General features: G+C 60.0%; 25 protein-coding genes. 14 read left to right on the top strand and 11 right to left on the bottom strand.

The window, feature by feature from the left end; translation table 11 throughout:
• Window positions 1–68: 68 nt before the first annotated feature.
• Window positions 69–995, top strand: a complete 927-nt coding sequence (locus tag ACQPYE_RS08020; RefSeq protein WP_498720310.1) for a hypothetical protein — start codon at window positions 69–71, stop codon at window positions 993–995.
• Here ACQPYE_RS08020 and ACQPYE_RS08025 read toward each other — a convergent pair.
• Window positions 921–1,562, bottom strand: coding sequence for a hypothetical protein (locus tag ACQPYE_RS08025; RefSeq protein ID WP_498720311.1), 642 nt, complete (start codon window positions 1,560–1,562; stop codon window positions 921–923). The genes ACQPYE_RS08020 and ACQPYE_RS08025 overlap by 75 nt on opposite strands.
• A gap of 160 nt (window positions 1,563–1,722) precedes the next feature.
• Between ACQPYE_RS08025 and ACQPYE_RS08030 the strand changes: the two genes are divergently transcribed.
• From ACQPYE_RS08030 to ACQPYE_RS08075, 10 genes are all read left to right on the top strand, one after another.
• A complete protein-coding gene (locus ACQPYE_RS08030; RefSeq protein ID WP_498720312.1) occupies window positions 1,723–2,679 on the top strand; it encodes a hypothetical protein in 957 nt (318 codons plus the stop codon).
• A gap of 76 nt (window positions 2,680–2,755) precedes the next feature.
• The gene (locus ACQPYE_RS08035) at window positions 2,756–3,667 is read left to right on the top strand and encodes a radical SAM protein (protein ID WP_498720313.1); all 912 of its coding nucleotides are present in this window, start codon (window positions 2,756–2,758) and stop codon (window positions 3,665–3,667) included.
• A gap of 31 nt (window positions 3,668–3,698) precedes the next feature.
• Complete coding sequence (locus ACQPYE_RS08040; protein ID WP_498720314.1) at window positions 3,699–4,334, top strand: class I SAM-dependent methyltransferase; 636 nt, start codon at window positions 3,699–3,701, stop codon at window positions 4,332–4,334.
• Window positions 4,335–4,415: 81 nt separating this feature from the next.
• Window positions 4,416–4,907, top strand: coding sequence for a GreA/GreB family elongation factor (locus ACQPYE_RS08045; protein ID WP_498720315.1), 492 nt, complete (start codon window positions 4,416–4,418; stop codon window positions 4,905–4,907).
• Between the two features lie 56 nt (window positions 4,908–4,963).
• A complete protein-coding gene (locus ACQPYE_RS08050; RefSeq protein WP_498720317.1) occupies window positions 4,964–5,569 on the top strand; it encodes a dTMP kinase in 606 nt (201 codons plus the stop codon).
• Window positions 5,562–6,869 carry a diaminopimelate decarboxylase family protein gene (locus ACQPYE_RS08055; protein WP_498720318.1) on the top strand — a complete coding sequence of 436 codons (1,308 nt, stop codon included), beginning with the start codon at window positions 5,562–5,564 and terminating at the stop codon, window positions 6,867–6,869. The genes ACQPYE_RS08050 and ACQPYE_RS08055 overlap by 8 nt, the downstream gene beginning before the upstream one ends.
• On the top strand, window positions 6,770–7,273 hold the full coding sequence (locus tag ACQPYE_RS08060; RefSeq protein ID WP_498720320.1) for a cytidine/deoxycytidylate deaminase family protein: 504 nt from the start codon (window positions 6,770–6,772) through the stop codon (window positions 7,271–7,273). Before ACQPYE_RS08055 ends, ACQPYE_RS08060 begins: the two co-directional genes overlap by 100 nt.
• A gap of 116 nt (window positions 7,274–7,389) precedes the next feature.
• A complete protein-coding gene (locus ACQPYE_RS08065) occupies window positions 7,390–7,941 on the top strand; it encodes a CYTH domain-containing protein (protein WP_498720321.1) in 552 nt (183 codons plus the stop codon).
• 34 nt (window positions 7,942–7,975) lie between these two features.
• The gene (locus tag ACQPYE_RS08070; protein ID WP_498720322.1) at window positions 7,976–8,809 is read left to right on the top strand and encodes a class I SAM-dependent methyltransferase; all 834 of its coding nucleotides are present in this window, start codon (window positions 7,976–7,978) and stop codon (window positions 8,807–8,809) included.
• Between the two features lie 207 nt (window positions 8,810–9,016).
• Entirely contained in the window at window positions 9,017–9,844 is an 828-nt protein-coding gene (locus ACQPYE_RS08075) for a hypothetical protein (RefSeq protein WP_498720323.1), read from the top strand.
• Here the strand turns inward: ACQPYE_RS08075 and ACQPYE_RS08080 are convergent.
• The 4 genes from ACQPYE_RS08080 to ACQPYE_RS08095 all read right to left on the bottom strand — a co-directional run bounded on the left by ACQPYE_RS08080 (window position 9,825) and on the right by ACQPYE_RS08095 (window position 12,062).
• On the bottom strand, window positions 9,825–11,036 hold the full coding sequence (locus ACQPYE_RS08080) for a JmjC domain-containing protein (RefSeq protein ID WP_498722862.1): 1,212 nt from the start codon (window positions 11,034–11,036) through the stop codon (window positions 9,825–9,827). The genes ACQPYE_RS08075 and ACQPYE_RS08080 overlap by 20 nt on opposite strands.
• A gap of 107 nt (window positions 11,037–11,143) precedes the next feature.
• The gene (locus ACQPYE_RS08085; protein WP_498720324.1) at window positions 11,144–11,266 is read right to left on the bottom strand and encodes a hypothetical protein; all 123 of its coding nucleotides are present in this window, start codon (window positions 11,264–11,266) and stop codon (window positions 11,144–11,146) included.
• A 95-nt stretch (window positions 11,267–11,361) separates the two neighbouring features.
• Window positions 11,362–11,679 carry a hypothetical protein gene (locus ACQPYE_RS08090; RefSeq protein ID WP_498720325.1) on the bottom strand — a complete coding sequence of 106 codons (318 nt, stop codon included), beginning with the start codon at window positions 11,677–11,679 and terminating at the stop codon, window positions 11,362–11,364.
• Between the two features lie 5 nt (window positions 11,680–11,684).
• Entirely contained in the window at window positions 11,685–12,062 is a 378-nt protein-coding gene (locus ACQPYE_RS08095) for a recombinase family protein (protein WP_498720327.1), read from the bottom strand.
• 465 nt (window positions 12,063–12,527) lie between these two features.
• Between ACQPYE_RS08095 and ACQPYE_RS08100 the strand changes: the two genes are divergently transcribed.
• The gene (locus tag ACQPYE_RS08100; protein WP_498720328.1) at window positions 12,528–13,082 is read left to right on the top strand and encodes an effector-associated constant component EACC1; all 555 of its coding nucleotides are present in this window, start codon (window positions 12,528–12,530) and stop codon (window positions 13,080–13,082) included.
• Between the two features lie 44 nt (window positions 13,083–13,126).
• Here the strand turns inward: ACQPYE_RS08100 and ACQPYE_RS08105 are convergent, their stop codons facing one another.
• From ACQPYE_RS08105 to ACQPYE_RS08125, 5 genes are all read right to left on the bottom strand, one after another.
• Window positions 13,127–14,347, bottom strand: a complete 1,221-nt coding sequence (locus ACQPYE_RS08105; protein WP_498720329.1) for a helix-turn-helix domain-containing protein — start codon at window positions 14,345–14,347, stop codon at window positions 13,127–13,129.
• 627 nt (window positions 14,348–14,974) lie between these two features.
• Entirely contained in the window at window positions 14,975–16,744 is a 1,770-nt protein-coding gene (locus tag ACQPYE_RS08110) for an ATP-dependent helicase (protein ID WP_498720330.1), read from the bottom strand.
• A complete protein-coding gene (locus ACQPYE_RS08115) occupies window positions 16,741–18,456 on the bottom strand; it encodes an ATP-dependent nuclease (RefSeq protein WP_498720331.1) in 1,716 nt (571 codons plus the stop codon). Before ACQPYE_RS08115 ends, ACQPYE_RS08110 begins: the two co-directional genes overlap by 4 nt.
• A 289-nt stretch (window positions 18,457–18,745) precedes the next feature.
• Window positions 18,746–19,075 carry a TIGR04141 family sporadically distributed protein gene (locus tag ACQPYE_RS08120; RefSeq protein ID WP_498722863.1) on the bottom strand — a complete coding sequence of 110 codons (330 nt, stop codon included), beginning with the start codon at window positions 19,073–19,075 and terminating at the stop codon, window positions 18,746–18,748.
• Between the two features lie 583 nt (window positions 19,076–19,658).
• Window positions 19,659–19,928 (bottom strand): helix-turn-helix domain-containing protein, encoded by a 270-nt coding sequence (locus tag ACQPYE_RS08125; RefSeq protein WP_498720332.1) that lies wholly within the window; start codon window positions 19,926–19,928, stop codon window positions 19,659–19,661.
• A 256-nt stretch (window positions 19,929–20,184) separates the two neighbouring features.
• On the opposite strand from ACQPYE_RS08125, the gene ACQPYE_RS08130 reads away from it, so the two are divergent.
• Window positions 20,185–21,294: a hypothetical protein gene (locus ACQPYE_RS08130; RefSeq protein ID WP_498720333.1), complete on the top strand. Its 1,110-nt coding sequence runs from the start codon at window positions 20,185–20,187 to the stop codon at window positions 21,292–21,294.
• Window positions 21,295–21,335: 41 nt separating this feature from the next.
• Here ACQPYE_RS08130 and ACQPYE_RS08135 read toward each other — a convergent pair whose 3' ends face one another.
• The gene (locus tag ACQPYE_RS08135) at window positions 21,336–22,070 is read right to left on the bottom strand and encodes an NYN domain-containing protein (protein WP_498720335.1); all 735 of its coding nucleotides are present in this window, start codon (window positions 22,068–22,070) and stop codon (window positions 21,336–21,338) included.
• 267 nt (window positions 22,071–22,337) lie between these two features.
• Here ACQPYE_RS08135 and ACQPYE_RS08140 point away from each other — a divergent pair, with 267 nt between their 5' ends.
• Window positions 22,338–22,556, top strand: coding sequence for a hypothetical protein (locus ACQPYE_RS08140; protein ID WP_498720336.1), 219 nt, complete (start codon window positions 22,338–22,340; stop codon window positions 22,554–22,556).
• Window positions 22,557–22,564: the final 8 nt, after the last annotated feature.

Consider the following 22,564-nt stretch of genomic DNA (forward strand, 5'->3'; position numbering starts at 1 on the left):
TCAGAGGCTATTCACTGATCACTGGAGGGGTGGCTAGGTTGTCGCAGAAGGTTCCAGCAGTCCCGGCGGTGAGGGAGATCGAGAATGATCTTGTTACTCTCCGCCAGGGGGTAGGGCTCACCATCGAGCGCTTGCGCGATGCCGGTGCAGTGATCAAGGCATGCAGCGACCCCGAGGGGCCAGAGCCGCCGATCGAGACGATCTATGAGCGTGTTGTGTCGGCGATGCAGAAGCTGCGAATCAGCCCTGATGGCCAAGCGTTGTGGGCTGTATTCGGCCTTGACGGCAATCACAAAGGTACCGCGCAAGACCGGCGCAAAGAGTATGGCAAGCTCGTTAAGAAGCAGGCAGATACGCTATCGCGAGCAGAGAATAGGGCGATCAAGGAACTCGCTTTGCGGTTGCTTAGCCGCTATTACGGTGCGCCGCCTCTGCCAACAGACTTGCCGATCCCCCATGGCGGCTACTACATGCCCGCCCTTCAGGTGGTCACACTCATCCGAGACCGCAAATTTGTCGCTTCCGAGCAGACACGCACCGTGGTGTCACTGGTCGATGGAGCAGACCACTTTGTATACGGAACGTACAGTCCGACCGAACTGAGCGACCCGATCGGCTGTACGCTTGAACCGCCGCAAAGCTTTCCGAACGGTACGCTCCATAAGATCGTGTTCGATACTGTGCTCAACCGCGGCGATGCACATACCTTCACCTTCCGGGAAACTGTTCCGCAGGCGGAAGGCGACGAAGCGCCGCTCGAAGATTTCGCCGGACAGACCTTCGAGAGTCCAACCAAACACTTTCGGCCTGTCGTGAAGTTCGAGGGGGACTTTCCGAAGACTATCTGGGGCTACCATCAACTCAGCCGCATTGTCAGGCCGGGGACGCCTGAAGAGGGCATCGCGATACCGGCCACTGATTCAGGTGTCGTGTCGCTCGTCGTCGCCGACTTGCTCGGCGGACTGTGCAGCGGCATCGCCTGGCGTTGGGAATGAGTAGGGAGGAAAGCTGTCATACCTGGTGTGGTCATCACGCCTTTTGCCACGCGCACGCTCTGCGCGGGTTCGGTAGCGCTCCCTTAGCAACCCGTGGTACGTGTCGATATACTGGATAGCCTCACTGAACTTGAGATCATCGCTATACGCGACAGTGCTCAACTCCTCCCACGCTTTATCCATGACAGCATGCTCGGTTTCCTCACGGCTAATGAGGCGGGTGAGAATGCTTAACCCCATGCGTTTGTCGGCTCGTAGTACATGCGGAAAGAACGTTGCCGCCCAGTAGCGGTCCTCAGGGGCATCGCTGTCGGTTAGCTTCTCAAAAACATACAGTGCAAGCTCGATGTCACGGCTCGGCAGTTCCGCCAAAAGTCCCATAAACTGGTCATGGTGCTCTTCGATAGCTTCATCCACCGGCGTAGCGCTACGCCTTGAAGTCGTCTCGGCTTGCCGGAGTTTCTCGTCCGCTTCCCTGAAGTCATCAAGTAAGGCATCGCCAAGCATTGCTATATTTTCTGGCGAACGCTCTTGATTTCGGTCATGATCTCCTTGTGTCCGTGTCATCCATTTCTATTTCAGCATATTTAAGATCAACTGTCCAGACTTTGTCCTTCGTGTCCACAAGATGCCCATGCGTCCGTTCGGGTGTCTTGTACCGATACGCGTAACTGCCAAGCTGCCTATAGCGCTACGTACACAACGCAACGAGCCGCCAGGAGCACGCATGGCTACCACCCCGGAGACGGTCAAGGAACTGCAAGAGCTGCGCAAGGGACGCGGCTTGGCCGCCGACGACCTCCGCGACCGCGTAGGGCCATGCCTGCGAGCGCTCTGTGCGCTCACCGAAGCGGACACGGCCATGACCGTCAGGCGCTCCATCATCCTCAAGATCACGGAGCTGTGCGAGGAGCTGGACGAAGACCGCAAGCTTGCGGCCAGGGTGGCGTTCGGGCTAGCGGCGGAAGCACCCGGCATCACCCTGGAAGACCGCATCGCGTGGCTTGCCGCCTTCATGCGGAAAGATCCGAAGACCGCCATACGGCGGGTGGACTCGGCGTTCCGGATGCTGGCCGAAGTGATCGATGAGATGACCAAGGATGGCACCAGCCCATTTATGCCCACGGGGTGGTACAACCACACCGTCCGGTCGACGGTGTTCATGGACCGCCCCGTTCCGCTGCTGCGTGAAGAGCGTCGTGTCATCGCCACGACCGACGGAGTTAAGGAACTGGATATCTACTTCAGCGCTCCGCAACGGCCAGACTTTGGCGGGTCACACCGCATCTCAGTACAAGTGTCGTACGGTGGAGAGATTGTCGCCGAAGAGCAGACGGCGCCAGGTTATGCCAAGTTCACCATGAAGTTGACGCGGCCGCTCGATCTCGGGCAGGCACATGAGTATGGCGTCGACGTTACGTCGTACCCGCGTGAGTGGATGTTGCCGTACTACGAGCTCGCACCGCTTCTGCCTTGTGCACATTTCTATCTGCGGGTGAAGTTCGGCCCGAACGACATGCCAGCATCAGTCTGGCGACTGAACGGTGTGCCGCGGTTCGCGACTATTGACTTTGTGCCCACGGGGGATCTTCTGCATATTGATCGACTTGGCGAAGTCTCTACCGAGTTTCACGGGCTAAAGCCGCACCTGAGCTACGGTGTTCAATGGAGTACTGGGAACTAATTAGTTCATCGCGGTCATCGCACCCCCGATTGTCCTGAATCCGGCAGCGGATTCATCACCTCCCGAAGGGTCTGCTATGTCGAGCATCACCAAAGAGACCGGCATCGAGCGCATCGCCACCCTCTACCTCCAGCTTCTCTACCAGTGCAACTTCAATTGCGCCCACTGCTTCCACGGGGAGAACTTGAAGCGCAAAGACCGGCTCACCGCGGAACAAGCTTCTGAAATTATGCGTCACTTTGTGGCCGAATATTCCACTACGAGAGTGGTGTTGCTCGGCGGTGAGCCGTTCTTGCATGACGGTGTGGTGGCTATCAACGATGAGGCTTACCGCATGGGTCTCCTCACAGAAATCTGTACGAACGGCCACGCTGTCGCGCGTCGCAGGTTGCCAGCGATGGTGGGGAAGCTCGACAAGTTGCGTATTTCCCTTGACGGCCTTCGCGACGCCCACGACAGAATTCGCAAGCCGGGTAGCTACGACGACGCAATCGAGACTATCGAGTTTGCCGCCAACCTTGGTTTTAAGGTTGGCGTGACGCTGACTGTGACGAGTCTGAACGTGAACGATCTTCCCGAGCTCACGGAGCTGCTGGCAGACAGGGGCGTCGGGGAGCTGAAGCTGCATCAGCTTCGACTGGTGGGCAATGCTGAGCAGAACTCGCATCTGGTGGTTGACGACATGGAAGCAGTTCGGCAGAGCGTGGCAGCCTGCTCCGAACGACTGAATCTCCTCCTCGACGATGACCTGCTTGAAACGCTTGAGCAGCCGCCTGCGATCTCATGCGGCACAGAGGAAAAAGCTGACAGCATCGCTCGTATCGAGATGAGCCCGGACGGAGCGCTCACGATGTCATGCAAGGCAGTCGGCACGAACGCACACGCCTTCGTGTGGGATTTAGAAACGGACGGTGGTGTTCGTTACCTTCCTACTGACCACGACGAAGTACTGCTAGGGATCCCCGACGTTCGTTACGTTTCTCGTTAGGCATCTTATTGATCTTACGCCGGGGGCAGGTATGCGCTCGCAATGGGATGAGACTCGAACGTTCTTTCCACTTTTCCTGAATGCCATTGACCGCGATCCAAGTATCAAGACCATAGCAGTCGTAGGAGCCGCTGACGGCAAGTTCGTGCTACCGCTATTGAAAGCTGGCTATGACGTCACGGCAATTGAGGTCAACAGCTCAGCTCTCTACGGCGCTTTGGGGGTCGTACGAGGCAAGGCGACCGAGAAGTACGAAACCGATGGCTTGGTGGCATCAGCGCGCGCGGCTGACGTCCACGACAGATTGACCATCGTTGACACGGACATCAGGGCCGCCAATCTGTTCGCACGCGATGCGCTTTGGACGAGTTGCTCATGGCACTATTCGATGAACCATGACCACCCACTCGAACGTTTCGTGAGTGCGTTGAAGCGCTGCGTTCGCCCTGGTGGCCTAATTGGCGCGGAGTACTTCATGCCAGTGTCAGTGACTCATATAGCGCTTGAGCACTATCTTGAGCAAGGCGAGATCTGGCGATACTTGGATGGATGGTTGCCACGGTGGGAAGCGTATACGCCGCCATTCATTGAAGAGCCGCATCTTGGCCAACCTGAACGGCACGTGCATCGCATGGGTTTTGTCCTGGCCGCTAGTCCGATCGACTGACAACATGACCGGGTACACCAACTTCTATGGTAAGATCGCCGATCCTTTTCGGTCGAATGTGCTGTAAGTGAGGGAGATTCGGTGACGAGTCCAATGTATTTTCTTCCGCGCGACTTCCACCGCCTGGAAGAGCTCATCGAGCAAGTCGAGCAGAACTACAAGAAGAACCTCGGCAGCATTGGCGCAACGGCCGACATCTCCAGCGAGACATGGCACGACAACCCTGCTTTCGATGAGGCGCAGCAGCTCGCCAAGTCGGCATACGGCCAGTTGAAAAAGCTGACGAGTGTCCGAAACCAGGCAAAGCTTATCACCGAACCACCTTCAGGCGACGTCGTGGCCATCGGCTGCCGAGTCCGCTACTCGCGCAGTGATTTCCGCGGAGACGATGAGGTTGTAGTTGCAAGTGATTATCTCGTAGAAAGCGCGGACGACGAGATCTCCACGGGATCGCCGATTGGGCAACTGCTTCTTGGAGCGAAGGTAGGCGAGCAGCGAAAAGGCAAGATTGCCGATCGTGCAGTGACGCTCGAAGTAAAAGAAATCCAGGTTGCCGTCGAGTATTTCGAGTGAACGACTAGGCTGCCGGTCGAGTACGTTATGCGACCTCGAAAAAGCTTCGATGTGCCGTGGGCAGACAGGAGGCGCTAATGGTGATTTCTTCGAGGTCGGCGCGGTTCATAGTTGTCGAGGGCTTGACCGGCGTAGGCAAGAGCACGACCGCACCACTACTCGCAGAAGCACTGAACGCGAGGTATATTGACACGCTGGTCCACGGCTTTGAACCTGTACGCCGAAAAATTGATGACTCCAACTCGGTCGCCGCACGCCTACACTTCTGGATGATGGCTAACTACACCGTCTCTGAAATTGTGCAGGACGTACTTAATAAGGGAACGAGCGTGGTTATTGAGAGTTACTTCTACCGCACTCTCGCAACGCACGGCGCGATGGGAATTGGCAAGCTGCCTGAGATCGACTGGAGTCAGGCGACACAGCCTGATCTTGCAGTGTTGCTTACGCTGGATGAGCGAGAGCGGCTGAAGCGGCTTCATGCGCGCGACGGAGCGACGATCCGTAACCGGTGGCACCGTCTCGGGTTGGAAACAGCGGACGCAACTAGGAGGCTCTACGAGGCGTTGGACTTGACCCCGCTCGACATCACCGGCCTCAATCCTGACCAAACCGTGTCGCGTATAGTCCAACTTCTCAATGAGCGGGTGTCTGTTGCTTGAGTCAATCCATCGTCAGGCGTTTACGCTTGCCGGTGCCCATGCCACGCCGTTCCTTTTTCTTTCAAACTCGCGGCTGGGCGATTCGATTGGACGATTCCGCAAGTTCACTGCATCGCTGTCGTTTCCTGTGGAGGCGTACTACTCGTTTAAGACCAACTATCTTCCTGCGTTATGCAAAGAAGTTGTTCGTCACGGGTTTGGTGCTGAGGTCACGTCGGTTTTGGAGTGGGAGCTCGCGCGAAAGCTTGTGTCCGCCTCTTCAATCGTCGTCAATGGAATTGGTAAGCAAGCTGGCCTCCTTGAACAAGTCCTACAGGGCGATGCGCCACGACTCATCAACGTTGAAACGGATACCGAAGTAGATCGTCTCTGCCGTCACAATGCGAATGCTGAAATACTACGCGTCGGTGTCCGTGTTCATGTGCCAGGAGTGACTGGCGAGGAAGGCAGCGACCCAACTGAACATCTCGGTAAAAACCCGGCAAAATTCGGCTGGTCGGCAACAGGTCGTCAGATAGTGGAAGTTATGGTGCGCCTTTCGCAGGCCAAGAACGTTACTGTGGAGGCGCTCCACATGCATCTTGGCGGCCAGCTCGTATCTGCGCAGATTTTCCGCCGCTCTCTAGCTCAGATATGTGAACTTCTGAAAGAGCTTTATCACCGAGGCGTACGGGTATCGACGCTCGACATTGGCGGTGGCTTGGCTTCGGGTTTTGTTGAAAAGCGGCGTCGAGGGCCGCTGTATGAACTGGCTTCTAGGCTAGGTGTACCTCTTGAACCCGAAGTACAGAGTTCCGCTGACCTCGACGGTATTGCCGGAGTTTTCCGGGATTACGCGCATACTCTCCGCGGACTGGGCATCATGCGCCTAGTTGCCGAACCTGGCAGGTTTATCGCTGAGCCCGCAATGTTGGCGGTAACACGCGTTGTGAGCATTCGTCACGATGATAACTCTTCTTGCGCGGTGCTCGACATCGGAACAAACGCATTGGCCTGTTCACGGAGCGACGAGAAGCGACGAATCGTGCTGGACTTGAATAAGGCGAGTGGGATGGAAGTAACTTACGATCTGGTCGGACCTCTATGTCATCGCGGCGACACGTTCGGGCGGATCACTGCGCCAGCCAACCTTGAGCCCGGCACGCTGGTATGCATCGATGCTGTCGGCGCTTATGCCTTTGGAGACTGGGTCGCAAACACATGGTTGCGACCACCAGTTTTCATGGACGATGGTCGCGAGGTGTGGCGCAGGCAGTTTCCGGCGGAGTTCTGGGCCGGTGCGGCAGGAGTTGGCCTTTGACCCCGGAAGATATAAACGTTGATGGGGATGTTTCGCTTGTCGGGTTGCTCAAGTCATGCTGGGCGACTCTCGATGCCTGTCGCTTTGTCTCAGTACGTGTTGCTGCGGCCGTGAGGGCGTTTGATGGAGAAGTCTTTTCGGCGGTGCAAGTACGTTCGACGACTTGTAGTCACTGCTCGGTATGCGCAGAGCCGGTAGTTCTGGGTATGGCGTTGACTGCCGGCGTCGAGCGTATCGATGCCTGTGTTGCAATTCGTCGACTACACGAGGGTTTCGAGATCCTCTCGCCGTGTGGTTCTTGCCGAGAACTTTTGCGCGATACCGGGGTTCTGCGTGTTGTGGTTGCCAGTAGGCCGACCGGCCTGGTTGTTTTGTCGCCGGACGAATTGCTGCCATGGTCTTAGCTGATCGATACGATGTACTCTGAAACCCTTCCGTAAGCAATAGTCGATCTGCCGTTTTGCGAAATCGTTCGAAATTTGTTAAGATTGGAGGATATGGAGCTAACTGGAGTATGCAAGTGAATCCTGAGTATGAAGCACGTTTTACAAATATTGACGTTAAAGGCAAAGTGGAAGTACTTCGTGACCGTGGCGCTGTTTGCGTATTGCCTCGCACTTTGATGAAGCGGGTTGTTTTCAAGAACGAAGAAATTGCCAGGAAGGGTGGATGGTTGCGACTGCGCGACCAGGGCAATTCGGTGACACTGACCTATAAGCAGACCAATTCGGAGCAATCGTCGATCGACAGCATCCTCGAAGCTGAAGTGCAGGTGTCTGACTTTGCGGCGGCTCAACATCTGCTGGAAGCTATGGGCTTCAAGGCACTTCGGTATCAAGAAAACTACCGTGAAGAGTGGGAGCTTGATGGTGTTAAGTATGATTTCGATACTTGGCCGAGTCTGCCAACATTCCTAGAAATTGAAGGCTCGGACGAGGAGAGCGTGAGGCTAGCCGCCAAAGCGCTTGAGTTGCCGTTTGAGGACGCAGTGTTTGGTAGCGTTGATGAAGTATACGAGTCGGTGCTAGGTCGAAACATCCTGGTCGAGAGTCGCCTAGTGTTCCACGAGTAGTAGTCAATCGGACAGTGAAGCAGGTGCTAATGTCATGTTAGGACGAGATGGTTCGGAGCATGATTTTCGGCTGCAAGAGTTGCCTGATAACTGTCTGTCACGTGCATTGCTGGCGTGGCCAGAACGGCCAGCTTTAGCACTATTACGTGCCCTTGAAGGGCGGCTTTATCCGTCCAGTATCCCGCATCCGGTTCTCGACATCGGCTGCGGGAATGGCAAGTTTGCCACCGTTATAGACCTTCGCGGCGCAATCGGGCTTGATGCTGATGCCCATGACTTGGAACTGGCGCGAGGTAGACGTGTGTATTCTGCACTTATTCACGCTGATGCTCGCACGATTCCCTTGCATGACGGCGCAGTCCGCTGCATCATATCGAACTCTACCCTAGAGCATATACCCGACGATCGGGCGGTGGTTCGTGAAGCCGCGCGTGTGCTTGCTGCAGGTGGCAGATTTATTTTTTCCGTACCATCTGAATACAAAGAGCAAACTTTGTTCTTTGGTGACCCGGCGTTCGTCGAGGATGAGTTGGCGTCGGCTGAGTATCGTCGCCTGTTTACTGCTGAGATGCGTCATTATCACTACCGTTCACTCGATGAATGGGCGGCGATATTGACGGATGTCGGGCTCTCGGTTGTCAGCGTTGTGCGTTACGAAACAAGGGTATCTGGTTATATCGGTGACGTACTAGGCTATGCCAAGATTAGCATTGAAGCTCCGTCTGTGGTTCGGCAGACGGCCGTGCCGAGGCGCTTATTTGTCCGCATTATGTATGACGCCCTGGAGGATTACTGGATTGCGGATGAAGGGGGGTCGGTTAATGCTGAAGTTACTGGTGGCGTACTAATTATCGCGACGAAGGTATAGGGTTCATGCGTGCTGTCCAACGTGGCCCCGGTTGATAGAAGACTTGCGTCGTCGGAACCTCGCGGGCTTAGTCGTCGCTTGCGTCGATTCGATGCAAGTCGGGTGGCTCAGCGAATATCCGGGAGATGGAAAGAGTCACGTAGTTTATGAGGTTGAAGCGTGATTTGCATGGTAGTTGTGGGTTGTGGTGGCCGTTATGCTTGACCCGTGTCCCCCGACCTCCGCAAAACCTCCACCGATGCGGTCGTAGATCGCATCCAGAAAGCCCTCGCCACCGACTTCAACCCCTACTCCGAAGTCCGCAAACGCCGCTCCCTCGGTCTTGCCACCTCCCGCGGCACCTGGGTGCGTATCGAAGTCCGTGACCTCGCCCGCGTGGATGGCCAGGGCTGGGGCCTCGAAACCGCCGCCGTCCTTGACGGCGTCGCCATGCCCGCCTGGCTCCAAGGCTTCTCCTGGATCGACCACGACCTCGGCGTTATGTGGCGAGCCGACGAGACCGAGCTCATCACGGACAAGCCCATCAAGGCTGGGGGCACCCTGAAGGACAACCCCGGCCTGTCCGAGTCGTGGTGGGAGACGTTCCGGAACTCCATGCAGGCCCTGGCCGCCCACACCACGACGCGGACAGCCACCCCGCACCTCCACCCCGTCACCCAGGAGCGCGTCAGCGCCACTATCCACAAGCTGTTCCCAGCTGTGGACACCTCGGTCACCGAATGGCGGGCCGCCCACGCCGATCTCGCTTGGGCCAACCTGACGGCTCCAACCTGCTACCTCCTCGATTGGGAAGACTGGGGCATGGCACCGCGAGGGTGGGACGCCGCCAACCTCTGGGCCTCCTCCTTCGCCGTGCCCGAGCTGGCGCAGCGCGTCTTCGAGGAACTTCGAGACGACCTGGACAGCCGGACGGGGAAGCTCGCGCAGCTCTACCACTGCGCCGAAATTCTGAGCTACCCGCCCGGCTACGCCGACGACCTCGTGCCGCTCGCGACGGACAACGCCGAGAGGCTGCTTAGCGACCTTTGCTCGTGAGCACGCCCTCGTAGCCCAAGGCCAGCTCCGGCGTCACCGCCGCGCAGATGCCCTCCTCCACCAGGACTTCGGCCAGCATCGCCGCGTCGACGCCGGTCTCGGCTGCCACATCCTCGACAGCTACCGGCCTTCCGCTCAGGAAGTGGCGGAGCGCCGGAAGCGCCGCCTTCCCAAACTCGATCCGCCGGGCCGCTGCTGCCAGCACCACCGTGTCGTCCAGCTCCTCCAGGTGCGGCGCGAACTCCGTCACGCAGACCACCGCCGAGGGAGAACCGAACACGCCGTGCGTGGTGATGTGCCTGCTCGGCGGGATCTCCCGCTTCCGGGCGGACAGGAAGTCGTCAACGCTCGTCGTCGCGGCCAGCTTCACCGCACCGTCCGTAAGAGCGAACTGCTGCTCACCTCGAAAGCGCACCGAGTCCCAGCGGGCGAGGTCGTGCCGGAACACTTCGCTGCGCCGAGACTGGTCGGCCAGCCAAGTGAAGTAGTCCACGCCGGTGCGCTGGGGGAAGCCGAACGTCAGGTGCAAGCTGAAGCCGTCACCTCGGTCTTCCCGCGTGGCCTGGTGCCAGTAGCCCCTGGGGATGTGCATGACGTCGCCGGGCTGCATGGTGCCCTGCCAGACGATCTCCTCGGGCGGCTCAGTGTTTGGCTCGGCGTCGCGGTACATCGGCGCCGGGCGGGTGAGGCCCCGGACTTCCCACGACTTCTGCCCGGCCACCTGCACGATGAGCACGTCGTGGTCGTCCCAGTGCAGGCAGAACCCGGCTGCATCCCCGGTGGTGAGGTAGGTGTTGACCTGCACCAGCTCGTGCGTCCACCACTGGAGTGCCCGGCAGGCGACTTCCAAGGTTGGGTCGTAGATGTTGACCCCGTCGAGCACGAGCGTGGCGCCCTCTTGGATGAGCCGTCCGAGCCGCTCCATGTCGACCATCGGGACGCCCTCGGAGCGGCGGACGGGCTTGGTCGCAATGAAGGCGTTCGGGTGCAGGTCGCGGCCACCTTGCAAGATGCGCAGGCGCGAGGCCGCGAGGCTCCGCCGCATGATGATGTCCAGCAGCTTCTCGGGCGTGAGCAGCTTCGTGCCGAAGGCCGGGTCGGGTAGCGCGCCGCGGGCGAACTCCCGGCCAAGAAGCCCCGGCCCCATCCAGCCAAGGACGTCCTCGATGCCCCGCACCAACAGGTGATCCATCACGTGGGTGTCCTTATCTCTTCATGGCAGGAGGGGCTCCGCGGCGTAGCCAGGTGCGGAGCCCCTCCTGCTTCGGGTGGGTGTACGTGAAGGAGCGGTGCTACGGCTTACGGGTCACGGGTCTCACCCGAGTCGCCGACAGCGCCGTCCGACGCCTGCAGCTCCGTGCGGTTCTGGACGACCGAGGTGCGCTGCACCTCCACCACCAGTCCCAGTTCGGACTCATCCATGTGAATCACCTCCTCTCGTAGATGTGCTTGATCCACCCCTTCACGGCGAAGGGGTTGTCTTTGGGATTGGGCTGCCAGGCGCCAGGCGCCAGGCGCTACTCTGGCGGAGCCGGAAGCCGTTGGCCTGGCGGTAGCAGCAACGCCCCTGCGATGTCGCCGAGACGACCGCTGACGCGAACCAGCGCCGCGGGCGGCGCGAACGGCGCGTCGGGGCTGAAGGTGTTCTGCACCCGCGCGTGCGCAGCGTGGTACAGCTCCCGGTCGTCAGCCCACACCTGGACGACGTCGACCACACCACCTGGTGTGACGCGGTGGAGATGCAGCCCGGCGAAGACGCCGTCGCCGTCGAGCAACGGCAGCGCGACGAAATGAGCTTCGTGCAGCAGCTGCCGCACGAGGTCGTCCTCGAACATGGGCGCTACCACCACACCGACGTGTCGTCTGTGTGCTGGCTCATGACCACGATCTGCGCCTGCGTCTGCGAGATCCGCAGCGCCAGCACCATGAGCGCCTGCTTCGAGCGGGACAAGTGCTCGTTGCCGGGCACCACGAAGCCGAACGTCTCCGGCATGGCGAGCACGTCCAGGAGGCCACCAAGGCCAGGCCGCTGCACGGTGTCGCCAAGCGGCCCTCGGTCAACGAACACGTTGGCGAGCACGAGGCCATGGGTGCGGCAGAAGTGCCGGATCTCCCGCTGCCAGGCCACGATTTCCAGCTCGTCCGGCTCCTCGGCCAGCAAGTAGCCGTAGACGACCTTGGGCGCGTCCCCGTCGAAGGTAGGCCTGTACTTCCTCAACGGCTGCATGGCTAGAACGCCTCCCGAAGCCGGTACACCAGGCGCAGGTGGTCGCAGGGCCACACCTCACGACACCGCGGACACGAGCCATCGACATCGACATGCAGCAGGAAGGCGATTACCGTCAGGTAGTAGAGGGTGGCTGGTTCGGGAACGTCGGCTGCGGACGTGGTGCTCTCGCCGAGGATGTCCCTGCCCTGCATGGGATTACGGCCGCCAGGTCGGTCATGAGGATCGCCACCTGCTCCTGTTCGGCGTTTCGGTCGTGGTGGGCGGCACCCAGCGCCGGGGAGCGGGCCGGATCGGCAGTGGGAGAGAAGCGCGCCGATACCGACCAGTCGGGGTGTCACCCGGCGCCGGATGCCTTGACCAACAGTGGCAAGAACCTAGACAGCCCGGAAGTGACAGAGGTTCAGAGCGATCACGAACGCGCGGGCGGGGTAGGACAGGGCGTCATAGGACGCAGTGGTCAAGCGCCTGCGCCGGGCGGCGTGTAACCGCGAGGTCTGGCGGCGCAACACGATCAAGGGAGGGCGACTTCGTCGGCCCAAGACTGATGTGTCGTCAATCGACTGGCATGCTGAACTCGTGACGGAGACAGCTCAGCACGAGCAGCCGCTTGTCCTCGGCCTTGAAGCCTGGACGAGTACTGATGTGAAGATCCGGGTCAATCGGCATCACGGTCGCGACATGATCAGCTTGCTGAGGACGGAGGGTGTCGAGGCGAGTTACGGGGCAGAGTTCTCCAACGGCCCTGCGTACGAACTTGTTGTGGCAACGATCTCCAACGAGGCCTTCTGGATTTCGCTGGGCGTCGCGGTGAGGGCCTGGTTGAAGGCGCGCTCTGGCCGCAAAATTCGGATCAAGACCAAGGGGCTGGAGTTGACGGCCGACGGCTACGCGGCTGATGACGTCGTGAGGATCCTCGAGTCCGTTCGTGTTCACCATGGTGAAGTCGTCGCCAAGGTCGAACGCACGAACCCGAAAGCTGTGGAGGGTGGAGACGTGGCGCCTCGCTAGGCAGGGGTAAGGCGGGTCTTCCGCGCTGTGTCGCTCTGGAGGCCCTACAGCTCGATCTTCAGCCGATCCGCCAGCCGAAGCAGCGGCGTCTGCTTCCGTCGCGCCCGCTCGGCCAGTTCCTGCACCGTCTGGCGGCTCAGGGTGTGGTACCGCATCCACTCTGGCGCGATCTGTTCTGCGGCAAGGAGTTGAGCTGTGGCCGCCTCGTCTTGATCCAGTTCGCTATGCGCGATGGCCACGTCGAGCAGGTGCCGCGCACGCCAGGTTGGCGACACCCAGCCGTTCGTCGGCACGGTCTTCACCAGATCTAGAGCGTGCTCGAAGCGCTCGCTCTCGACAGCGGCGTTCACAGCCGCGATCCCGGCGTTCGTCGGCCCGAACGGTGTGGCGTAGATGTTGTAGTCCTTGCCCACCCGTGCTGCCGCTGCACGCGCCAAGCTCATGTGCTCCTCGGAGCGGTCGACCTGCTTGTTCCGTACTGCGGCGCTTGAAGCACGCAGCATGAGGATGCCCCACACCGCCAAGCTCTCCGCCGAGCCCCGCACGAAGTCCGGTTCCAACTGCTCGGCCTTCCGTAGTGCCGCCGTCTCGGCGTCGTCCAGGCGCCCCTGCTTGAAGAACACCCACGACAAGGCCGAGACGTTCATCGCCTGGAGCAGTTCGTTGCCGGACTTCTCGGCTGCCTCCTGGGCGCGGATCAGGCCGATGTACCCGATGTCCGGCTTGCCGAGCGCTGTCAGCATGGTCGAGGCGATCTGGATGACCTCGGACAGCAAGCCGAACGCCGCCACCTGGTCGTCGCCGCTCAGCTCCCGCACCGCGGCCCGTGCCTCGGCCATGAGCCCCGGCAGCATGACGCCGAGCTGCGCGAACGAGCCGTGCTGACGGATCGACTCGGCGTGAGCGAGCGCCATGCGTAGTCCGTCGACCGTGGGCGGCTCGTCGTTGAAGACCTCTTCATCGGCCAGGCCGGGGAAGTAGGACAGCGACGTGAGTTCGTCGCGGATGGCCAGGATGCCGACTGCTTCTTCGTCTACCTTCGGCGCGATGGTGCTCGTCTGGCCGAGGAGCTGCGGCACGTCCTTGTCCACGGCGCGGGCGATGCGGGTCAGCGAGCTCATGCTGGCGGTGTGCCGCACGCCCTGTTCCAGCTTGCGGATGAGATCGACACTGACCTCTGCCTTCTCGGCAAGTTGCTCCTGGGTGAACTGGCGTCGCGTCCGGGCACGCTTGATGCGCTCGCCGAGGGTCATGTCGTCGCTCATGGCTGGGCACCTCCCTGCCAGGGGTGAAGCCGGATCACTACCCAGAGTACGCAGGTCAGGCGGGTTGGCGAATGGGTGGCGAAGCAGTAGGACGGGGTGTCCTAGGAGCCGAACCGTTCGGGTGATTCACCCCGAAACCGCTGCCCTGTTGCCGACCTGTCCCGCCACGCTGGCGGGCACCTTCGTCACCGTACTCGGGAGCCTTCCACCGTGGCCAAGACTCGCTCCACCGGCCTCTTACCCTGCTATGGCGCTGAGCACCACCCACATTCGACTGGATGCCTTCCTGCCTGACTGTTCTGCCGTATCGCTCACCTGCCTGCCCGTTTGGCGGGGGCCTTGCCTCTTCGACTTGCGCGCTGACACTACTGAACTCCAACTGGATGGAATGTAGCTTGTGGAGAAATGTCCTGCTAAGGTGTATCGCTTCATCGCTATATTGTGCTCTACGTTTGGCCCACTCTTGTCACGGTTGTTGATCCGTTTGGAATCTTTGCGGTACCGTTACGCTCGACTGGGCAAATAGAAGAAGCCGTCGCCTGTTGGCGGGAAGCCCTTGCTATTTAAGAATTCTATGGTCGAGCTGATGACGCTGCACGCGGGATCTTATCCGCGAGGTGCAGAGGGTTATATGAGTTCGATCTCGCGCAAGTACCGGCTCGGCCCCAACCGTGCCTCTTCACCCCACGGCTTAAGCACGAAGCCTGAGTAGGATATACGCAGCTCGTTACGTGCACGCGTGATTGAGACATAGAACTTCCTGCGCTCCTCGGCAAGTGCCGTGGGCGAAGGGTCTCTCTTAGCTCGCCAGTCCGGCATGTAATCCTCGTCGGCGCTTACCAGCATCACGACATCGAATTCGAGAGACTTGCTTGAGGTCATCGTTGTCACTTCGACACGGTCGAATCGACGTGCGCGCTCTGCAAGGCCCTTGACCGAGAGTCCGGATAGATCACCGTCATCAAGCGCCTTAGCCATCCGCTTGACTTCCATCGCTTCATCAGCAAGTGTTCCCTCACGGAGGGCTGCGTCAAGCCCGACGTTGCGTAGCTCTGTGAGGAAGGCCAGGGCCGATGTATCAGATTTCTCGCGATACTTCATCAGCATGTCGACAAGTGCTGCATCGTCATCAATCGTCCAACGCTGGCCCAAGGCTGTGCGCCAGCGTCGGAGTAGCTCGCTTAGACGATAGTGACTCTGTTCGCGCCCCAGTGTCGCCCAAGAGGCGCAACCTTCGATGAACCCAGTCAAGGGAGTAGGACGATAGGTGCCGTCCGCATCCCGGAAGAACGCAGGAACTTGAGCGGCCCGAAGAAAGTCAACGATGCGCCGACACTGATCATTGTGCGGAGCAAGTACTCCGATCTCGTGCAGAGGTACTCCACGCTGCTGCGCTGCCTGCACTGACGTCACTATCGAACTGTACTGTTCGTCAAGTCCTTCAGGGCAGTGGATCGCGGACGCATCGCCACCGAGGCGGTCACCTGTGATCGCTGGACGTCCTTGGCGCATCCTGTTTGCGAGCTGGATGATTCCTTGGCCACATCTGTAATTGTGCTCAAGTTCGACACGAGCTACATCCGTCCGCCCGGCAAGTGCGTGTAGCAGCTCGGGACGTGCTCCGGTGAAGGCCATAATTGACTGATCCGGATCTCCCACTGCAAAGAGTTCGGAGTTCGTGATGTGATCGAAGCACAGTGCTTTGACGAGTCGGTCGAGCCCCGGTGAAAGATCTTGGTATTCATCGATGTACAAGTGGGGGTACTCGGCCGTGAGAACAGTCCGAATTGCCTTGTGCTGCTCCACGAATTTTACGGCGAGTTCGATGACGCTGAGAAAATCATGAAGCCCACGATTTTTCAGCTCTCGTTCGAACAGGAGGTGTGCGTGAAGAAGTCTATCGCCATGTCGTGCCCATTCTGCATTGGTGGCCATGCGCTGCCTATTGCGCACGATGGTCGACTTGACGTACCGGCTATCTTTCGCGCTGAAGTACGAGGAAATTGCGTAATCGTATATCTGATCGCACTGCTGTTTCGTTGCGATCGTGATGTTTTCAAGGTCTGGCCGTCCAACAAGCCGCGCAAAGCGGGTGACAATACGACGGAGTGCAAACCCGTGCACTGTGCCGACGAAGAGAGCTAACCGATTTTCGACACCGAGATGCTCGACTCGTCGCCGCAGCTCATCCGCCGCGGCGTTGGTAAAGGTAATGCACGCGGCACCCTGCGGGCGCTCGATCTTGTTGACCAGGTCGTAGGCGAGCCGAGTCGTCAGTAGCTTCGTCTTGCCGCTCCCCGGCGGAGCCAGAACGATGCAGTGGCCGTCAGTCGTGAAGGCATCCCACTGGCGATCGTTTTTGCGGAGTTCGTCAACCGACCCTGACAGCTTGCTCATAGCGCTTCCAGGTAGCGGAGAGCTGCAGTGATGTAGCGCGGGGCATGAATCTCGCGCAGGGCGAGCCGCTGGGCGAAGCGACCCTTGCCTCCTGCATTGTTGATCATCTTCATGAACTCGGCGTAGCCTGGATCTGTACCTCCCCAGTCAGCGATCTTCGCTTGCGAAGGGGCCTTACACAGATCGCTCAAGGTCGAGAAGCACTCCTGAATATTGATTGGATTGTCGAGCAGGTCATGTTCCAGAGTGGTGGTGCCGACAAAGATCCCGTGATCTTCGGGATCCGGTGAGCCGCCGAGTATTTCGGCAAGGGCTGCTGCGCGGCCCGCTCCGCGGCTTACTCCTTCTGCGTCGAGATCTCCATCAGTGAAGACTGCCCACGGAATGCCGAGTGCTTCGCATAGCTGGACATAGCTCGCAAAGTGCGTGCCATGGATCGCGCAGACAGAGATACCAAGCTTGTCCAAGTCCATCCCGAGCGACAGAGCAAGCCGTGGGACGAGCACCTGTTCGGCGAAGCCCTCCACCAGGAGAACTCGGCGTGCGAAGACCAACTCTGCTCGCGTTGCGTCGAGGTATCGAGCGACGTCATCCCACTCGGTCTCTGTAAGCTCTGCGTGGTGAGCTTCCTTTGCCATCGTTTGCCCGTTAACGGTGCGCAGCACGACCAGACTTCGCGGGTCGGCGACGCTGGCGATGTGTGGTGACTGGGTAGTCACCATGACCGTCTCCAAGCCGTCCTTTCTGGCGAGCATGCGTTTGAAGACAAGTCGCTGCAGGTGGGGGTGAAGGTGTGCTTCAGGCTCTTCGATTGCCATGACGACATGAGCGACACTCACCTCGTTCACGCGCCGTGTCTCGTGTCGGAGTTCGTGCAGCGCTAGGTAGATGATGTTGAGCGTGCCGAGGCTTGCGCTGCTGAGGCTCCGGTTGGCGTCGCCATCGAGGAAGAGTCGCATGCTGCGGATGAGGCTCTGAGGATCCTCGGGGGCTGCAGCAAGCGTCGTGTCGACTGCATGGTTCGATCCCACCATGTCGACAAGCCGCGCTCCGATGCTCTCGCTGAGTTCTTTCACGACATCGAGGCCGTTCAGTTGAGCGTTCGCCTGCCGCATAGCGTCCTGAACTTCACTAAGATCTTCGTCGGAGGCTGCTGCAGCCACACCTAGAAGCAAGGATCGAAGTGGCGACCGACGCCAGTTCCGGATGTCCGACTCGACGTCGCGGAGTGCATGGAGGAAGTGAAGATACAGGTAGCCACGTAGCTCCGTCGAGATCTGACGCTTCACGTCGGTGCCGCCATAGACCGCCCCGCGGTACTGCGGTTTAGTAACAGTCTCTTCACCTGTGTCGATCGGCGCATACCGGTAGGTGAGCCTGGCCCTCATGGGCTCGTCTTCGACCAAGGCATCTTTGAGTACCGACACTAGTTTTCGATCGGCCTCAAAGTCGACTATGTCGATGGACGCTTCGATCACTTGACCTTCGGTCATCGGGTCGCGAGCCTCCTCATGCAACCCGCCCCAGAAGTCCTCGCTGGTCAACTGTCGATCGGTGTAGGACATGTTCGGATCGAGAATCAGTCGCAGCGCATGGATCAGGTTGCTTTTACCGGCGCGGTTCTCGCCAACGATCACAGTGCCGGGCAGCAGCCTGAGGTCGACGTCCGCGAGGTTGCGGAAGTTCCTCACCGCGAGGCGGTCGATGCGCATGGTGGTCTCCTAGGCGGCAAGTTTGGCGTATGTGAGTAACGCTTGCGTTCTTGCTATGCAGGTCACCCACATGGACGCCGTCTTGGCTCCTGATCGGCAGGCTGGTAGCGATTGTTACGCACCGGCGTCACCGCTGACTGAGTTGAGGTGGCGGATTGCGTCGTTCGGGTGAACCTGATCGCGCGGTGTAACGATCGTTGCCTGTTCGCGACCTGGGGGCCTGTCTTGCCTTGGCGCGTAACGCATGACGGGCCACTGCTAGTGGCCTCGTGCGTGTCCTGCCAATGACCTAAGCCGCCTGCTCGCCCTTCGATCCCGCCGACCCGCGGCCCTTGAACTTTTGCACGAACGGGATGTCAGCGAACTGCAGCGTGACACCGAGATGGTGCAGATCCTCGTTGAGCCGTAACAGGTCGACCATCGACAAGGTGAACAGCTGCTTCACGTTCCACTTGCGTCCAGCGATCGCCAATACGACCACCCGCGGCCTCGCGTTGATGCGGCGCCCGGTGTCGACTTGGTTCACCTTGGTGTCAAGCTGCACCAGCGCCTCAGGCTCATGGCGCTGCGGCCACGCCGACACTTGTGCCTGAACGAACAGGTGGCTGGCTGGTGTCAGCGTCTGAACAGCGCCTGATGGAAAACATAGCTACCAGGAAAGACCTGTTGGCGGTCGAGGGAAGCCTCGGTCATGGCATCGACGACCTCGATACCAAACTCGACACCATCCAAGATGCCATCGGTGAAGCTTCACAAGCATCGAGTCGGGACAGCAGGATCACGAACGCCGCATCCGTCGTCTCGAGCAGCGCGCCGCCTGGGCTGTCACTCTTGGTGCGCAGTCCAGTGCGAAGCGGAAACCGCCATTTGGCGGTCGATCCTGATCGCTGGACACACTACGCTATAGCGAGCGTGTAAGCGCGAAGTTTTCGGCACCGGCCAGGTTCAACTCCTGGCAATCCTGAGCGTGTTGTTTTTTGTAACCGGCCGTTTTTTGATTCTGAAAGGGAAGCGTAACGAAGGAAGAGAGGAGACCGCTATGGATACGTACAAATGGTACGACGGATTGAAGGACTGGGCGGTCCAGCTCTTTGAGTTTGTGTGGAACGGCGCTTCAGGTGCAGTGGTTGCAGGTGTCATTCTCGTTACGAGGTGAGGCAGCCCGTGTGACACTCCGCGGGCGCCCCTCGATGTAGGTCGTGTTAGTCCTTCTCCGCGTCGGCGGGGCTGTCTTCTAACTCGCGCTCAAGCCGCTCTACTGCTGCGGCCAGCGTCGTCCCGAGCGCTGTCGCGACCTCACGCAGCTCGATCACATCCAGGCGCCGCTCACCCGACTCGTACTTGCTGACGAACGACTGTGGCTCATCCAGGCGCTCCGCCACCTCGACCTGCGTCAGCCCCGCCTCCAAGCGCAACTGCCGGAGGAGCACCCGGAAGCGGCGGTACTCCTCAGCCGTGATGCCCTTGTCCACGGGCATAGAGCACTTCGCCGCTTGTCAATATCCCAAAATCGGATATTGTGGCCGTGTCCTCGGCCGCAGAAGATCAACAGCGGCCCCGCAGTGATCTACGAGGGGGTGAGTCATGCGCATCGTGATCAGCGGTGGCGGCGGCGGCATCTAAGCCGGCCGCCCATGAAGGCACAACGACGGCCCTGGGTGTCTGTAGCACCCAGGGCCGTCGTCTACGTATTCAACACTAAGACAAAACTTGGTACAATAAGGCTGCATGGCCACGTCGTTCCGTCAGCTCTACAAGACCAAAGCCCAGCTCGTCGCTGTGCTCCTTGCTGCCGGTGGCCTCGTGACCCTCATCTTCGTCAAGTGGCCGCCGCTAGCCGGCCTCCTTGCGGCACTGCCGATCCCCATCCCGCTGACCGAACTCGGCTCGGGGCTCTTCGGCATCGGCGTCGTCGGCTTCTTCTTCGAGCTCCTGGATCGGGAACTCGGCGAGCAGCACACCAAGGAAGGACTCCGCGAAGCGGTACGGGCCGAGGCACCCGCCATCCGGGACGCAGTCCTCGACGCCTTGGCCTTCGACCCCAAAACCTTGGAGGGCGTCGCCTCCGACGATCACCTCGACAGGGTGGCCACCAACGCTATTGCCTTGCGGCTCAAGGACAAGGCGCTCGCACACGACCTCTACGCCGACCTGCGTAACCAAGTCATCCACGCGCCCGAGCGCTGGCGCGACGTCGACGCCACGGTGGCCCTGCACCCATGGAACGGACGACCAGCGAGTGCGGCCAACTCGATGTTCGTCGCTACCGTCCGCTGGGAGTACAAGGTGCGGCCAACCACCAGCACGATGCGCTTCTCCTGTGTCTCCGACCCCGCCGAGTATCGCGAGCTGCTGCGCGACCAGGCCGTCACGTCCGTGTGGCACTTCGACCCGTCGAGCGGCCTGGACGCCGCCAACCCGGAGGTTTTCGAGCTCACCAGCGTCACGGTCAACGGCAAGCCGCGGAAGATACGTCGGACTGAGCGCACCGACGCCCAGCTCTACACCGTCAACCTAGGCAGCAAGGCCCACGGCAGCGAGGAGATCACGGTGGCGTACACCTACCGCGCACTCGTCCTCCGCCACGGCCACCTGCTCTACCTCGACTTGCCGAGGCCGACCAAGGGCTTCCACGTGCAGCTCGACTACGGCCAAGCGGGCATCAGGCGGATGAACACGCTGGACTTCTTCGCAAGTAGCCAGGTCTCCCGTGTCGAACACTCCCGGCGGAGCGATGAGCCGAAGACCGTGAACATCAGCTTCGACGGCTGGATGTTGCCGCGTGCCGGGGTGGCGTTCGTGTGGGTGCTGGAGGAGGAGGTCGCTGCCGCGACGTAGTGCCCACAGTGAGGATGTGCCGAAGCTGTTGGGATAGAACTTCACTCGACAATCGCATACGTCTTGTCCCTGCCCGAGTCACCTACCTGCCGCACGCGGTGTGGGAACTTGCCGAGGAAGTCGCGGAACGTCCGACAGCCGTAGGTGACCTGGTCGAATGAGGGATCCAGTGCCCGCATCTTGCTCTTCAGCGCCGATGCCGTCGGTGTATCGGAGCTGATCGCGTTGAACGCGCGGATGGGCAGCTGCTCGGCCTCCGCGATGTCGGATGTGGCAACCGTCTTCGGCTTGGCTGTGGGGTCGACCTCGGCTACAAGGCTCCCCCAGTAGCGGTACTGGGTGCACACCGACACCAAGCGCTTACTCGCGCTTGCCTGTGTTCCGACCCCGATGACTTGCTTGCCATGCTCACGGAGGCGCGTCACCAGTGGTGTGTAATCGCTATCACCGGTGGCGAGGACGAAGACACCCACACCAGGGTGCGTGATGAGCGTTTCCATTGCGTCGACGGCCAGGCGGATGTCGGCCGCGTTCTTGTGCTGACCAGCGCCACCCCATCGGCCGATCTGCACCAGGTCGACACCGTTCATCGCTAGGGCGTTCTGGTAGGTGCCGAATCGCGGGTTGGCCCAGTCCGCGTACGCCCGGCGGATGGACGCGTTGCCGAAGCCGCGGCACAACCAGGCGAGAGCGTCTGTCGGAACAGCTTCGCTCGCGCCCTCCAGCTCGTTGGCCGCCCCCAGCACGAGGTTCTCAAAGTCGAGGAAGACTGCCACCTGACCTTGGTCGCCGTCGAACAAACCGCGAGATCCGCGACCTGTCATCCACTCATTTGCTAGCTCCATGTGATGCCACCCTCTACGCGGATCAAACAGCCTAGCTGTAAGCGGCATATCGGCAAAGGAAAGTGGTTCGTTACGGTGTTCTACTAGGCTCGGCGGCAAGTGACTTCGCTCGGGCAGAACAGGGGATGGGAGCCGAGTGGTACTGGGGCGTCCGATGGGCCTTGATCATCCGAGTCGTATGGCGCATACTGGAACTATATGACAGACGAACAATTTGAAGACTTGAAACAACTGATAGACGCCCGCGCGACCGCGACCGAGCGGTACATAGACCAGCGCATTGCTCAGAGCGAGCAGCGCATGGATGCCAAGCTGGATACGATTCTCGATGCCATTGGCGAACGAGCCGATGCTGTCGACACGATCGTGCAGGACCATGAACGTCGAATCGTGCGACTCGAAAAGCGTGCAGCTTAGCTCCGGTC

The organism is Actinosynnema sp. CA-299493, assembly GCF_050946825.1.
Lineage (GTDB): Bacteria > Actinomycetota > Actinomycetes > Mycobacteriales > Pseudonocardiaceae > Actinosynnema.